This window comes from Pseudoalteromonas sp. J2K-J979, assembly GCF_058169715.2.
Genome location: NZ_CM200281.1, coordinates 1,717,863 through 1,731,930 on the forward strand (window position 1 = coordinate 1,717,863; position 14,068 = coordinate 1,731,930).

The 14,068-nt window shown below is 40.5% G+C and carries 13 protein-coding genes; 8 read left to right on the forward strand and 5 right to left on the reverse strand.

The features are described from left to right. Positions 1-9 precede the first annotated feature (9 nt). The 6 genes from AC3KVK_RS07900 (at position 10) to glnS (ending at position 9,168) form a co-directional block, all read left to right on the forward strand. Entirely contained in the window at positions 10-726 is a 717-nt protein-coding gene (locus AC3KVK_RS07900; protein WP_490312423.1) for a succinate dehydrogenase iron-sulfur subunit, read from the forward strand. A 98-nt stretch (positions 727-824) separates the two neighbouring features. Then, a complete protein-coding gene (sucA, locus tag AC3KVK_RS07905) occupies positions 825-3,635 on the forward strand; it encodes a 2-oxoglutarate dehydrogenase E1 component (RefSeq protein WP_490312424.1) in 2,811 nt (936 codons plus the stop codon). Positions 3,636-3,644: 9 nt separating this feature from the next. Next, positions 3,645-5,132, forward strand: coding sequence for a 2-oxoglutarate dehydrogenase complex dihydrolipoyllysine-residue succinyltransferase (gene odhB / locus AC3KVK_RS07910; protein WP_490312425.1), 1,488 nt, complete (start codon positions 3,645-3,647; stop codon positions 5,130-5,132). 177 nt (positions 5,133-5,309) lie between these two features. Then, positions 5,310-6,476, forward strand: a complete 1,167-nt coding sequence (gene sucC, locus AC3KVK_RS07915; RefSeq protein WP_490312426.1) for an ADP-forming succinate--CoA ligase subunit beta — start codon at positions 5,310-5,312, stop codon at positions 6,474-6,476. Beyond that, positions 6,476-7,348 carry a succinate--CoA ligase subunit alpha gene (sucD, locus tag AC3KVK_RS07920; RefSeq protein ID WP_490312427.1) on the forward strand — a complete coding sequence of 291 codons (873 nt, stop codon included), beginning with the start codon at positions 6,476-6,478 and terminating at the stop codon, positions 7,346-7,348. Before sucC ends, sucD begins: the two co-directional genes overlap by 1 nt. A gap of 164 nt (positions 7,349-7,512) precedes the next feature. Next, positions 7,513-9,168, forward strand: coding sequence for a glutamine--tRNA ligase (gene glnS, locus AC3KVK_RS07925; protein ID WP_490312428.1), 1,656 nt, complete (start codon positions 7,513-7,515; stop codon positions 9,166-9,168). Between the two features lie 34 nt (positions 9,169-9,202). On the opposite strand, the gene fur is transcribed toward glnS, so the two are convergent. From fur to AC3KVK_RS07950, 5 genes are all read right to left on the reverse strand, one after another. Beyond that, on the reverse strand, positions 9,203-9,646 hold the full coding sequence (gene fur / locus AC3KVK_RS07930; protein WP_086744972.1) for a ferric iron uptake transcriptional regulator: 444 nt from the start codon (positions 9,644-9,646) through the stop codon (positions 9,203-9,205). Positions 9,647-9,780: 134 nt separating this feature from the next. After that, the gene (fldA, locus tag AC3KVK_RS07935) at positions 9,781-10,308 is read right to left on the reverse strand and encodes a flavodoxin FldA (protein ID WP_490312429.1); all 528 of its coding nucleotides are present in this window, start codon (positions 10,306-10,308) and stop codon (positions 9,781-9,783) included. A gap of 13 nt (positions 10,309-10,321) precedes the next feature. After that, complete coding sequence (gene ybfE / locus AC3KVK_RS07940; RefSeq protein ID WP_086744974.1) at positions 10,322-10,600, reverse strand: LexA regulated protein; 279 nt, start codon at positions 10,598-10,600, stop codon at positions 10,322-10,324. Between the two features lie 2 nt (positions 10,601-10,602). Next, positions 10,603-10,824, reverse strand: coding sequence for a DUF2788 domain-containing protein (locus tag AC3KVK_RS07945; protein WP_086744975.1), 222 nt, complete (start codon positions 10,822-10,824; stop codon positions 10,603-10,605). Between the two features lie 64 nt (positions 10,825-10,888). After that, a complete protein-coding gene (locus tag AC3KVK_RS07950; protein WP_490312430.1) occupies positions 10,889-11,650 on the reverse strand; it encodes an alpha/beta fold hydrolase in 762 nt (253 codons plus the stop codon). A gap of 139 nt (positions 11,651-11,789) precedes the next feature. On the opposite strand from AC3KVK_RS07950, the gene seqA reads away from it, so the two are divergent. Together seqA and pgm are read left to right on the forward strand one after the other, a co-directional pair. After that, the gene (gene seqA / locus AC3KVK_RS07955) at positions 11,790-12,362 is read left to right on the forward strand and encodes a replication initiation negative regulator SeqA (protein ID WP_490312431.1); all 573 of its coding nucleotides are present in this window, start codon (positions 11,790-11,792) and stop codon (positions 12,360-12,362) included. A 9-nt stretch (positions 12,363-12,371) separates the two neighbouring features. After that, on the forward strand, positions 12,372-14,012 hold the full coding sequence (gene pgm, locus AC3KVK_RS07960; protein WP_490312432.1) for a phosphoglucomutase (alpha-D-glucose-1,6-bisphosphate-dependent): 1,641 nt from the start codon (positions 12,372-12,374) through the stop codon (positions 14,010-14,012). The last annotated feature ends 56 nt before the right edge of the window (positions 14,013-14,068 follow it).

The window sequence follows — 14,068 nt, forward strand, 5'->3', positions numbered from 1 at the left end:
GATCAGCAAGTGGCTACGTTAAAATTTTCAGTTTATCGTTACAACCCAGACGTTGACAACGCACCAAGAATGCAAGACTACACACTCGAGGCTGAAGAAGGCCGAGATATGATGGTGTTAGATGCGCTTTTACAATTAAAAGAGCAAGATCCAACATTGTCTTTCCGTCGTTCTTGCCGAGAAGGTGTATGTGGTTCAGATGGACTTAACATGAATGGTAAAAATGGTCTTGCGTGTATTACGCCTTTGTCTGAGCTGACAAAAGGTGGCAACAAGGCTATTGTAATCCGTCCATTACCAGGTTTACCTGTAATCCGCGATTTAATTATCGATATGACTCAATTTTTCACTCAATATGAAAAAGTTAAGCCATACCTGATTAATGAAACGCCAGCAGCGGGTGAACGTTATCAATCTCTAGAAGATCGTGATAAGTTAGATGGCTTATATGAATGTATATTATGTGCATGTTGTTCAACATCATGTCCATCGTTCTGGTGGAACCCAGATAAATTCATCGGTCCAGCTGGCTTATTAGCGGCATATCGTTTCTTAATTGATAGTCGCGATACAGCAACTGAAGAGCGCTTAGGCGATCTTGATGATGCATTTAGTGTGTTCCGTTGTCACGGAATCATGAACTGTGTCAATGTGTGTCCAAAAGGTTTAAATCCAACTAAAGCGATTGGACACATTAAATCTATGCTTTTAAACCGTTCGGTTTAATTAAATAGTTTGGGTATCGCAATAGTTAAATATTGATTTATTTAGCTATTGCGCTTTAATTTTATTTTGATTTCTGCGCTAGAGAAAAGGGCATATAAATGCACGAAGGTGTAATGAAGGCATGGCTAGAGTCTTCTCACTTAAACGGCGGCAACGTTGCTTATGTAGAAGATCTGTACGAAGCGTACTTAGACGATGCAACTTCTGTAACAGAAGAATGGCGTCAAATATTCGACCAGTTACCTAAAGTTGACGGAGTCGATGTCGAAAGTAAACACTCTGAAATTCGGGCTCAATTCGCTGAGCTGGCTAAAAACAAACACAGAGAAGTAACGGTAGTTGGCGGTGGTGCCGATGATGCTAAACAAGTTAAAGTTTTACAACTTATTAATGCATTCAGGTTTCGAGGTCATCAAAACGCGAACTTAGATCCGCTGAGTTTATGGCAAAGAGAGCGAGTCCGTGATTTAGAGTTATCTTACCATGACCTATCTGAATCAGATTTTGATCGCCAGTTTAATGTGGGATCATTTGCATCTGCGACTGATACTATGCCTCTTGGTGAACTCTATAGCGCGCTTAAAAAAACTTACTGTGGTTCAATTGGTGCAGAATATATGCACATAACTTCAACAGAAGAAAAACGTTGGTTACAACAACGTCTTGAATCTGTTCAATCGAAACCGCAGTTTGATAAAGAAACAAAACTCCGTATTTTACATGGCCTGACAGCTGCTGATGGTCTAGAAAAATACTTAGGTGCAAAATTCCCTGGTGCTAAGCGTTTCTCTTTAGAAGGTGGTGACTCTCTTGTTCCTATGCTTAAGGAACTGATCCATCGTGCAGGTGAAAGTGGCCAGCAAGAAGTTGTTATTGGTATGGCTCACCGTGGACGTTTGAATGTTTTAGTCAACGTCATGGGTAAAAATCCATCTGAATTGTTCGATGAATTTGCGGGAAAAATCAAGTCTGACAGTTCAGGCGATGTAAAATATCACATGGGATATTCATCAGACTTCTCCACTAAAGGTGGTGATGTTCATATGGCTTTATCCTTCAATCCATCGCATTTAGAAATTGTAAATCCAGTAGTTATGGGTTCAGTTCGTGCGCGATTAGACCGTTTAGACCGCAATACTGGTTCTAAAGCCTTACCAATCACTATTCATGGTGACTCTGCGATTGCAGGTCAAGGTGTTGTTCAAGAAACGTTTAACTTATCGCAAACACGTGCATTTAGTGTCGGTGGAACTGTTCGAATTGTTGTTAATAATCAAGTTGGCTTTACAACATCTAAACAAGAAGATGTGCGTTCAACAGATTATTGTACAGATATTGCAAAAATGGTTCAGGCTCCAATCTTCCATGTGAATGCGGATGATCCTGAAGCAGTGGCTTTAGTTACACATATTGCGCTTGATTTTAGAAATCAATTCAAACGCGATGTGGTTATTGACTTAGTTTGTTATCGTCGTCATGGCCATAACGAAGCGGATGAGCCTAATGCGACACAACCGCTCATGTATCAAAAAATCAAAAAGCATCCGGTTCCACGTGACCTTTATGCTAAACAATTAGCGAGTGAGGGAATTCTTTCTGAAGATGATTCTAAAGTCCTTGCTAATGCATACCGTGAAAGTTTAGACGGTGGGCAATGTGTGGTTTCTGAAATTTTACCTAATACGAAGCACTCTTCTGATTGGGCTAAATTTGTTGGCCACGATTGGGATACACCTTATGACGCGACTGTTTCAATCGATAAGTTAAAAGAATTAGCTGCAAAAGTCTCTTCATACCCGCAAGGACATAAAGCGCAATCACGTGTGAAAAAGATTTACGATGATCGTAAATTGATGGCTACGGGTGAAAAGCCTCTTGATTGGGGCATGGCTGAAACACTTGCTTATGCCACTATTGTTGAAAATGGCACTGAAATTCGCATGACTGGTCAGGATTCAGGTCGAGGTACTTTCTTCCATCGTCACGCTGTTGTTCATAACCAAGTTGATGGCTCTACCTATTTACCGCTGCAGAATATCAGTGAAAACCAAGGTGTATTTGAAGTCTACGATTCAGTGCTTTCAGAAGAAGCCGTCCTTGCGTTTGAATATGGTTATGCGACCGCTGAACCCACTACATTAGTTCTTTGGGAAGCTCAGTTTGGTGACTTTGCCAACGGTGCACAAGTTGTATTCGACCAATTTTTAAGCTCAGGTGAACAAAAGTGGGGTCGCTTATGTGGTCTTACAGTGATGCTTCCTCATGGCTATGAAGGCCAAGGTCCAGAGCATAGCTCGGCACGTCTTGAGCGTTTTTTACAGTTGTGTGCTGATCACAATATGCAGGTCTGTGTACCGTCAACGCCTGCGCAAGTTTATGCGATGCTTAGACGCCAACAAGTTCGCCCATTACGTAGACCTTTAATTGTGATGACGCCTAAATCATTGCTACGTCATCCCTTAGCGGTATCGTCGCTCGAAGAATTAGCTGATGGTACATTCCATAATATCATTGGTGAAATTGATGATATTGATGCGAAAAATGTTGAACGTGTCGTTTTCTGTAGTGGTAAAGTTTACTACGAGCTATTACAAGAGCGCCGTGCACAAGAACTTAATAATGTCGCTATCGTTCGTGTTGAACAGTTGTATCCATTCCCACATAAAGAGATGGAAGAATTGATGAGCAATTATCAACATGTTAATGATTTTGTATGGTGTCAAGAAGAGCCACAAAACCAAGGTGCTTGGTATTGCTCGCAACATCATTTTGTTGATGCGATTCCACAAGGTGCAAAACTTGCTTACGCCGGCCGAAAAGCTTCAGCTTCACCTGCATGTGGATATATGTCTGTTCATACAGCCGAACAACAAGCGTTAATTGCTGACGCACTGACAATTAAAAAATAAGGGATAGTCATGACAGTTGAAATTAAAGTTCCTGTTCTTCCAGAGTCTGTCGCAGATGCAACCATTGCCACTTGGCACGTTAGCGTAGGTGACAAAGTTAGCCGAGATCAGAACTTGGTTGATATTGAAACAGATAAAGTAGTTTTAGAAGTAGTTGCGCCAGAAGATGGCGTTGTTACAGAAATTTCGCAACAAGAAGGTGCGACAGTATTAGGTCAACAAGTTATTGCACTTATCGGTGCAGGTGATGCGACCGCTGTTGTGCAAGAACAATCAGTAGCGCCAGCTGCAAAGGCGCCAGTATCAGAAGGTAAAGCAGTGGATATTTTAGTTCCAGTTCTTCCAGAATCAGTAGCAGACGCTACAATCGCCACTTGGCACGTTCAACCTGGTGAAGCCGTTAGCCGAGACCAAAATTTAGTTGATATCGAGACAGATAAAGTTGTGTTAGAAGTTGTTGCACCTGCTGATGGTGTAATGGGTGAACACATTCATGCTGAAGGTGATACTGTTTTAGGTCAACAATTGATTGGAAAACTAATAGAAGGTGCTACTTCGGCCCCTGCTACCACCGCTGCGCCAGCTGCAGAAGCTCCAGTCTCTTCAGACGACAGCGCTTCAGACGTTTTAACTCCGTCTGTACGTCGTTTAATTGCTGAGAAAGGCTTAGATGCTTCAAAGATTAAAGGCACAGGTAAGGGTGGACGAGTAACGAAAGAAGATGTAGATACTTTCCTTAAAGCTCCAGCTGTTTCGACTTCTTCAGCAACAACTGCACCAGTTGCAGCGTTAGGTGATCGCACTCAGAAACGTGTTCCTATGACACGTCTTCGTAAAACGATTGCGAATCGTTTACTCGAAGCTAAAAACTCGACAGCGATGCTAACTACGTTTAATGAAGTGAACATGAAGCCAATTATGGATCTTCGTAAACAGTATCAAGACGTGTTCGAAAAACGTCACGGTATTCGTTTAGGTTTCATGTCTTTCTACGTGAAAGCGGTCACTGAAGCATTAAAACGCTTCCCAGAAGTTAACGCTTCAATTGATGGCGATGACATTGTGTATCATAACTATTTTGATATCAGTATTGCTGTCTCTACACCACGTGGTTTGGTGACACCTGTTTTACGTGATTGTGATAAACTTTCAGTGGCTGAAATTGAAAAAGGTATTCGTGAGTTAGCGCTTAAAGGCCGTGATGGTAAATTATCTATGGATGATATGACCGGAGGTAACTTCACGATTACAAATGGTGGTGTATTCGGTTCATTATTATCAACGCCAATTATCAATTTACCGCAGTCATCGATTTTAGGTATGCACAAAATCCAAGATCGTCCTATGGCTGTCAATGGTAAAGTTGAAATTCTACCTATGATGTACTTAGCACTATCATATGATCACCGTCAAATCGATGGTAAAGAATCAGTGGGTTTCTTAGTAACAATTAAAGAGTTATTAGAAGATCCAACACGTCTGTTACTAGATGTGTAATAAAACCTGATTATAAAATAAGCTGTGAAACCGTTTCACGGCTTTTTTTATGACTGTTTGTGGGTAAGGGTGTTTCATTGTAACACTTGCAGATCTATACTACCTGCGCAATTTGGGATGGTTGATTATTCTGAGTAATAATTAGCCCTTTTAGTAAAAAACATTGGATAAAACATCATGAATTTGCATGAGTATCAGGCAAAACAACTGTTTGCCGAATATGGTTTACCAGTTTCAGAAGGTTTCGCATGCGATACCCCTCAAGAAGCTGTAGAAGCTGCTGCTAAAATTGGCGGTAATATGTGGGTTGTTAAGTGTCAAGTACACGCAGGCGGCCGTGGTAAAGCAGGTGGCGTTAAGCTGGTTAAATCGAAAGAAGAAATCAGAGAGTTCGCTGAAAGCTGGTTAGGTAAAAACTTAGTTACTTATCAAACAGACGAAAATGGCCAGCCAGTTGCTAAGATTTTAGTCGAAAGCTGTACTGATATCGCAAACGAACTATACCTAGGTGCAGTTGTTGATCGTGCTTCACGTAAAGTTGTTTTCATGGCGTCTACTGAAGGCGGTGTTGAGATTGAAACTGTTGCTGAAGAAACACCTGAGCTTATTCATAAAGCTGAGATCGATCCATTAGTGGGTCCTCAAGCATATCAAGCTCGTGAGTTAGGTTTCAAACTTGGTTTAAACCCAACTCAAATGAAACAGTTTGTTAAGATCTTCATGGGTCTTGGCCAAATGTTTAACGATTTTGACTTTGCTCTTTTAGAAATCAACCCGTTAGTTATCACTGATGAAGGTAATCTTCACTGTTTAGATGGCAAAATTGGTATCGATGGTAATGCACTTTATCGTCAACCAAAAATCCGTGAATTCCACGATCCATCACAAGAAGATGCACGTGAAGCTCACGCTGCAAGCTTTGAGCTTAACTATGTTGCATTAGACGGTAACGTAGGTTGTATGGTTAACGGTGCTGGCCTAGCAATGGGTACTATGGACATCGTAAACTTACATGGCGGCAAGCCAGCTAACTTCTTAGATGTTGGTGGCGGCGCAACAAAAGAGCGTGTTTCTGAAGCATTCAAAATCATTCTTTCTGACGACAATGTTAAAGCTGTTTTAGTGAACATCTTTGGTGGTATCGTTCGTTGTGACATGATCGCTGAAGGTATTATCGGAGCAGTTAAAGAAGTAGGTGTAAACGTTCCTGTTGTTGTTCGTTTAGAAGGGACTAATGCTGAATTAGGTCGTGAAGTCCTAGCTAAGTCAGATCTTAACATCATCGCTGCTGAATCATTAACAGATGCTGCTGAGAAAGTTGTAGCTGCTGCGGAGGGCAAATAATGTCTGTATTAATCAATAAAGATACAAAAGTTATCTGTCAGGGTTTCACTGGTGGTCAAGGTACTTTCCACTCTGAGCAAGCGCTTGAGTATGGTACACAAATGGTTGGTGGTGTAAGCCCAGGTAAAGGCGGTCAAACGCACCTTGGTCTTCCAGTATTTAATACTGTACGTGATGCCGTAGAAGCAACTGGTGCAACGGCATCAGTTATCTACGTACCAGCACCTTTCTGTAAAGATGCAATTTTAGAAGCAATCGATGCTGGTATCGAGCTGATTGTTTGTATCACTGAAGGTATCCCTACACTTGATATGGTTGACGTTAAAGTGAAGCTCGATCAAACAGGTGTTCGTATGATCGGTCCTAACTGTCCAGGTGTTATCACTCCAGGTGAAACGAAGATTGGTATCATGCCAGGTCATATCCACAAGCCAGGTAAAGTAGGTATTGTTTCTCGCTCTGGTACTTTAACGTACGAAGCAGTTAAACAAACTACTGATGCAGGCTTCGGTCAATCTACTTGCGTAGGTATCGGTGGTGATCCAATTCCAGGTACTAACTTTATCGACGTTTTAGAAATGTTCGAAAAAGATCCACAAACCGAAGCAATCGTAATGATTGGTGAGATTGGTGGAACAGCTGAAGAAGAAGCCGCTGAGTACATTAAAGCTAACGTGACTAAACCTGTTGTTTCTTACATTGCTGGTGTTACTGCACCAGAAGGTAAGCGTATGGGTCACGCTGGTGCTATCATCGCAGGTGGTAAAGGTACTGCTGATGAGAAATTTGCTGCATTAGAAGCTGCGGGCGTTAAAACTGTTCGTTCATTGGCTGATATCGGTAAAGCACTTAAAGAGAAAACAGGCTGGTAATATCAGTTTTGTTCTAAAAAGGCTGCCTTGTTGCAGCCTTTTTTGTTGGCGATATTTATCGAAAATTTCACTGAGATAGTGAGATTAGCGCTGTTCGAGAGCAAGGATATTTGCAATAATGCCACAGTATTTATTTAGTCAAAAACACAGAGGATATTTATTCCATGGCGGAAATTGAAAATCGCCCAAGTAACTTTATTCGTACCATTATCGATAAAGATCTTGCGTCAGGAAAACATAGTTCAACACATACACGTTTTCCACCTGAACCAAATGGCTATCTGCACATTGGTCATGCTAAATCTATCTGTTTAAATTTTGGTATTGCGCAAGACTATCAAGGCCAGTGTAATTTACGTTTTGATGATACAAATCCAGAAAAAGAAGACATCGATTTTGTTAATTCAATTCAAGAAGATGTAAAGTGGTTAGGTTTTCAGTGGGACGGTGAAATTCAATACTCCTCTAGCTACTTCGATCAGTTATATGGTTTTGCCGTGGAACTAATTGAAAAAGGCCTAGCCTATGTGTGCTTTTTATCACCAGAACAAGCAAGAGAATACCGTGGCACGTTGACTGAAGCAGGTAAAAATAGTCCATACCGTGATACATCAGTTGAAGACAATCTAGCATTATTCGAAAAAATGAAAGCCGGCGAGTTCAAAGAAGGCGAGTGTGTACTGCGCGCTAAAATTGACATGGCTAGCTCATTTATGGTGCTGCGCGATCCGATTATTTACCGTATACGATTTGCACATCACCATCAGACTGCTGATAAATGGTGCATTTACCCAATGTACGATTTTACTCATTGTATTTCTGATGCACTTGAAGGGATCACTCATTCATTGTGTACACTAGAGTTCCAAGATAACCGTCGTCTCTATGACTGGGTACTCGATAATATTTCGATTGAATGCCATCCACAACAAATTGAGTTTTCGCGTTTGAATCTAGAATATACCTTGATGTCAAAGCGCAAATTACAATCGCTCGTTGAAGATAAGCATGTTGATGGTTGGGATGATCCGCGTATGCCAACGATTGCAGGTCTTCGCCGTCGAGGTTATCCGGCATCTTCTTTACGTGAGTTTAGTAAGCGCATTGGTGTAACTAAACAAGAAAACATGGTTGAAATGGGCATGTTAGAAGCCTGTGTTCGCGAAGAATTAAATGAATCAGCTGGCCGTGCAATGGCAGTTTTAAACCCTGTTAAAGTTGTGATCGAAAATTATCCGGCTGATAGCGTTGAAATGTTATCTGCGCCATGTCATCCCAATAAAGAAGAAATGGGGACTCGAGAGCTTCCTTTTTCGCAGACATTACTGATTGAAGCAGATGATTTTAAAGTTGAGGCAAATAAACACTTTAAGCGTTTAGTTCTTGGTAAAGAAGTACGCTTACGCAATGCATATGTGATTAAAGCAGAACGTGTAGAAGAAGATGACAATGGTCAGATCACCACTATTTATTGTACGTATGATCCACAAACATTAGGTAAAAACCCTGAAGATGGTCGTAAAGTTAAAGGAGTCATCCACTGGGTCAGCGCTGAACATGCAGTCAAAGCGCAAGTTCGTTTATATGACCGCTTATTTAATGTTCCTAACCCAGCTTCAGCTGATGATTATGCGACAGTATTGAACCCTGAATCGTTAGTTATCATTGAAGAAGCGGCTCTAGAGCCTTCGTTAGCTTCTGCTCAAAAAGAACAGTCGTTCCAATTTGAGCGTACAGGTTATTTCTGTCGTGATAATAAGTCAGATTCATTAGTTTTTAATCAGACTGTTGGATTACGCGATACTTGGGAAAATAAGTAAGATAGAAAATAAAAAAGCGCCTAAGGCGCTTTTTTTAATTATTGTTCTCTGAAAATTCTTTGCAGGCTTGTGCATCTTCACATTCGCCATATAAATAAAGCGAGTGATTCGTCAGTTTTATGCCATTTGTTGACGCTATTTCAACTTGACGCGTTTCAATAAGCTCATCTTCAAATTCAACGACTTTTCCACACTTTAAGCAGACTAAATGGTCGTGATGGGTGATACCGCTTAATTCGAATACAGATTTACCGCCTTCAAAGTGATGGCGAGAAACAATCCCTGCATCGTCAAATTGATTTAACACTCGGTAGACGGTTGCTAAGCCAATTTCTTCACCTTTATCTAACAAAATTTTATAGACATCTTCTGCACTAATGTGCTGATTATCTGGAGACTGTAAAATTTCTAAAATTTTGATTCGCGGTAAGGTGACCTTTAGACCGGCTTTTTTTAACTCTAAATTATGATCTGTCATTAATTCCGTTCTCGATTTTTTGTTAAATCAATTAATCAGATATCTAAAAGTTTAGCACGACTATCAGATAATCCTATTGATTATATTTATAAGCTCATAAAATTGAAGTCGATTATCTCGACTTCAATTTACTGTTAATCTGCTAACTCTGCAAGGCACATTTCATCATAGATTTGTGTGCACCAAGCTTTTATTCGTTGCTCTGTTAATTCAGGCTGGCGGTCTTCATCGATACCTAGACCAACAAAATGTGTATCGTTTATCAATGCTTTTGAGGCTTCAAATTGGTAGCCTTCAGTTGGCCAGTGGCCAACAACAACAGCACCTCGAGGCTCAACAATATCATTCACCATTCCCATAGCATCCAAGAAGTATTCAGCGTAATCTTCTTGATCGCCACAGCCAAAAATGGCCACTAATTTTCCATCGAAATCGATCTCTTCCAATTCAGGGAAAAAATCATCCCAATCACACTGTGCTTCGCCGTAATACCAGGTTGGAATGCCGAATAAAATTAAATCAAAATCAGCAATTTCTTCTTTGCTGCTTTTTGCGATATCTTTAACATCGACTAATTTTTTGCCCAATTCTTTTTGGATCAGTTTAGCAACGTGTTCAGTGTTACCAGTATCACTTCCAAAAAATATGCCTACAGATGCCATATTTAATAACCTTTTATCTATCTAAAGCTAATTTTTCTTGCAAAATTGTTTCAATCAAAGCACTCCGACTCATATTTTGAGCCTCCGCCATATCATTTAAGGCTTGGTAGAGTTCGGATGAAATTTTAAATTCCACCCGTTTTAATCCTCGTGCTTTGTCGCGTTTTAGTTGATTACGCTTATTTACTTTCAGTTGTAATTCGCGAGGAAGGGGATTAGTTTTTGGTCGCCCAGGTCGCTTATCATCTTCAAATAAATCAATCGTAATTCTATCTGTTTCAGACTTGGCCATTGTTAACCAACTCCAGCGCCTTGCCAAAATACTTGAATCAGCCCTTTGGCTATAAAGCCTGAGCATCCTAAAAATAAAACTAACCAAACGATATAGCGACCAAATTTGGGCACATCGCCTTTTTTTAGTACATCTTGGATAGCCATTCCGATGAAAAAGAAAATTCCAGCTAATCCAAAGTATAACCCTAAGGTTTCAAATTCATTGATGAGTGTACTGAGCACAATATTCGACCTATCAAATAAACGGCGGGCACTATAGCATAAAAATTATGAATTATTTAGTGCACTAACTTAATAAAAAGCCAGTAATTGCAATATTTACTGCACTGGGTTTTTCTGCGTGCAACCAATGGCCAGCACCTTGGATGATCTTTGCTTGGCAATTAGGAAATAGCGCTAAAAAAGCAGGACGATGGCTCGAGTCGATATAAGGGGAGTGACTCCCTTTTAAGACTAAAGTCGGCCCAGAAAATGGTCTCCCCGTCGGTGCAGCCAATATGTTAGCATATTCTTGTTGCAAAACAGTATGATTAAACTTCCATTGCATGCCATGTTCTGTTTTTTTTAAGCTTTTCAGTAAGAATTGCCTTACACCAACTTCAGCGATGTACTCTGCTAATATTTGGTCAGCTTCTTTTCGATCATTAATCACTTGATTGTTTAACGAATTCAACGCGGTAAAAATTTCATCATGGCGGCGTTCGTGATACGTGACGGGGGCAATATCTAACACGGCTAACTTTCTCACTCGTTGCGCGTAGTTTAGTGCACATTGCATCGCGACTTTACCGCCCATCGAGTGGCCAATAAAATGTGCGTCATCAATACCCAATTCATCCATCAAATTAATGATATCTAGCGCCATCAGTGGGTAACTCAGTTCAAGTGAATGCTCTGATAGACCGTGGTTGCGAAGATCTATAGCAGTCACGGTATAGTCAGTACTTAAATGCTTACTGATCACATTTAAGTTTTCCAGTGAACCAAATAAGCCATGAATCACTACAACGTGAGGACCCTGACCGATTTGTTGGTAATGTAATTTCATGAATGGATCCACGGTGTTAAAAAACGCCCTCATTCTGCCGATCCAAAATAGAAAATGCAAACCATAGAGTAATAATTAAAATCAGGATATAATCGCGGACGATTGAGCTAATTGAAATAGCATCTCAAATAGGAAAAACATGAAAAAAATAGAAATAGATGACGAGCTATATCAGTACATTGCAAGCAACACTCAAAGTATTGGTGAAAGCGCTTCGCAAATTTTGCGTCGTTTATTAAATTTATCTCACTCTCAGGTTTCACCAACAGCCACTCAAACTGAATCTCCTGTTGTTGTAAGTGCACAAGCAAACGATGATAGTCAAAAACAGAGTGTTACGCCGGCTGAACCTGCTCCTTCTGCAGTACCTTATAAAGGGAATGTGTTTAACATTCTTAATAAAGAAGAACTCGCCATGCAAAAAGGGGCGGTTGGTCGATTTCTATTCCTCTTAGCTGCTTTTCATCGCACACATAAGGCTGATTTTAATGCTGTATTAGATATCAAAGGTCGAGATAGAATCTACTTCGCAACTACGAAAGAAGAGTTGTTGGAAGGAGGCAATAGCATGAATCCTAAAAAAATCCCAGATAGTACATTTTGGGTCATGACTAATTCAAATACTACTCGTAAAAAAATGATGTTACACGAAGTTGCAATATCACTCGGGTACAGTAATGAACAAGCTGAAAAAATACGCGATTATTTATAAGGAAAGAAAATGGCAATTCACCCACGAGCAGGACAACGAGCGCAACAAGACGATTTAGTTAATATCCCTAAACTGATTTCTGCCTATTACCTAAATGAACCTGATGTCGAAGAATTCCCAGAACATAAAGTTGCTTTCGGTACATCAGGTCATCGTGGATGTTCCTTTAATACTCAATTTAACGAATCACATATTTTAGCGATCACACAAGCAATTTGTGACTATCGCCGCCAAAATGGCATTTTTGGCCCTTTGTATTTAGGCAAAGATACTCACGCATTATCTGAAGCGGCGTTTAATTCAGCGATTGAAGTGTTGGTTGCCAATGAAGTACAAGTTATCGTTCAAGAAAATGATGATTACACACCGACACCCGTCATAAGCCATGCGGTAGTTTGCCACAATAAAACACACCCCAATGAATTAGCTGATGGGATTGTTGTCACTCCTTCACATAATCCACCGCAAGATGGCGGCTTTAAATATAACCCACCTAATGGCGGGCCTGCAGATACAAGTATCACTAAGTGGGTAGAAGATCGTGCTAATCAGCTGTTATTAGAAGATTTAGTCGAAGTCGAACTTTTTCCATTTGTTAAAGCTGCTCGTTCAGGGTTTGTTCGTTATGAAGATTTGATCACACCTTATGTCAACGACTTAGCAAATGTATTGAATTTAGAAGCTATCGCAAATGCTGGGATTACAATCGGTGTTGATCCACTCGGTGGTTCAGGGATTAACTTCTGGCCTGTGATTGCCAAACAATATAATTTAAATCTAACTGTTGTGAATAAAGTTGTCGATCCTGCGTTTGGTTTTATGACTTTAGACAAAGACGGAAAAATCCGCATGGATTGTTCGTCACCGTACGCAATGACAAATCTCATTGCGATAAAAGATGACTTTGACATTGGTATTGGTAACGATCCTGACTATGACCGTCATGGGATTGTCACCAAAGATGGCTTAATGAATCCTAATCACTTTTTGGCTGTGGCGATTGATTATTTAATTAAACACCGTCCGCAATGGCCTGTCTCTGGAAAAGTAGGGAAAACATTAGTTTCTAGCGCGATGATTGATAAAGTTGTTTCGCGTAATGAACGGCAAGTTGAAGAAGTCCCAGTCGGTTTTAAATGGTTTGTAGATGGCTTAAACCAATCAGAACTGTTGTTTGGCGGCGAAGAAAGTGCTGGCGCGTCATTTTTACGAATTGATGGCTCCGTTTGGAATACAGATAAAGATGGCTTTATTATGGGGTTACTCGCAGCGGAAATTTTAGCTGTGACGGGTAAAACACCAAGCCAATTATATAAAGAGCTTGAGACCGAGTTTGGTGCGCCTATCTACCGACGCCTTGATGCCCCAGCTGATCGTGCACAAAAAGATAAATTATCCAAATTACAAGCCAGTGATCTTACTGCAACAACTTTAGCTGGAGACGAAATTTTAGCTAAATTGACCCATGCTCCTGGGAATAATGCCCCAATTGGAGGCCTTAAAGTCGTAACTGAAAATGGTTGGTTTGCGGCTCGTCCATCGGGAACGGAGGATATTTATAAAATCTACCTTGAGTCATTTAAAGGTGAAGCGCATTTAGCGTTATTAGAAAAAGAAGCCAAAGCATTAGTTGATTCTGTGATCAGATAAGCGCGGCAAAGCTTAAAAAGGCGGTCTAGACCGCCTTTTTGTTATCTAAAATTCGT

Excerpts from the sequence above, each read along its gene's own strand:
- glnS (WP_490312428.1), top strand. The coding sequence starts at position 7,513 with ATGGCGGAAATTGAAAATCGCCCAAGTAACTTTATTCGTACCATTATC.
- fldA (WP_490312429.1), bottom strand. The coding sequence starts at position 10,308 with ATGGCATCTGTAGGCATATTTTTTGGAAGTGATACTGGTAACACTGAA.
- sucD (WP_490312427.1), top strand. The coding sequence starts at position 6,476 with ATGTCTGTATTAATCAATAAAGATACAAAAGTTATCTGTCAGGGTTTC.
- seqA (WP_490312431.1), top strand. The coding sequence starts at position 11,790 with ATGAAAAAAATAGAAATAGATGACGAGCTATATCAGTACATTGCAAGC.
- pgm (WP_490312432.1), top strand. The coding sequence starts at position 12,372 with ATGGCAATTCACCCACGAGCAGGACAACGAGCGCAACAAGACGATTTA.
- sucC (WP_490312426.1), top strand. The coding sequence starts at position 5,310 with ATGAATTTGCATGAGTATCAGGCAAAACAACTGTTTGCCGAATATGGT.
- fur (WP_086744972.1), bottom strand. The coding sequence starts at position 9,646 with ATGACAGATCATAATTTAGAGTTAAAAAAAGCCGGTCTAAAGGTCACC.
- AC3KVK_RS07950 (WP_490312430.1), bottom strand. The coding sequence starts at position 11,650 with ATGAAATTACATTACCAACAAATCGGTCAGGGTCCTCACGTTGTAGTG.
- ybfE (WP_086744974.1), bottom strand. The coding sequence starts at position 10,600 with ATGGCCAAGTCTGAAACAGATAGAATTACGATTGATTTATTTGAAGAT.
- odhB (WP_490312425.1), top strand. The coding sequence starts at position 3,645 with ATGACAGTTGAAATTAAAGTTCCTGTTCTTCCAGAGTCTGTCGCAGAT.
- sucA (WP_490312424.1), top strand. The coding sequence starts at position 825 with ATGCACGAAGGTGTAATGAAGGCATGGCTAGAGTCTTCTCACTTAAAC.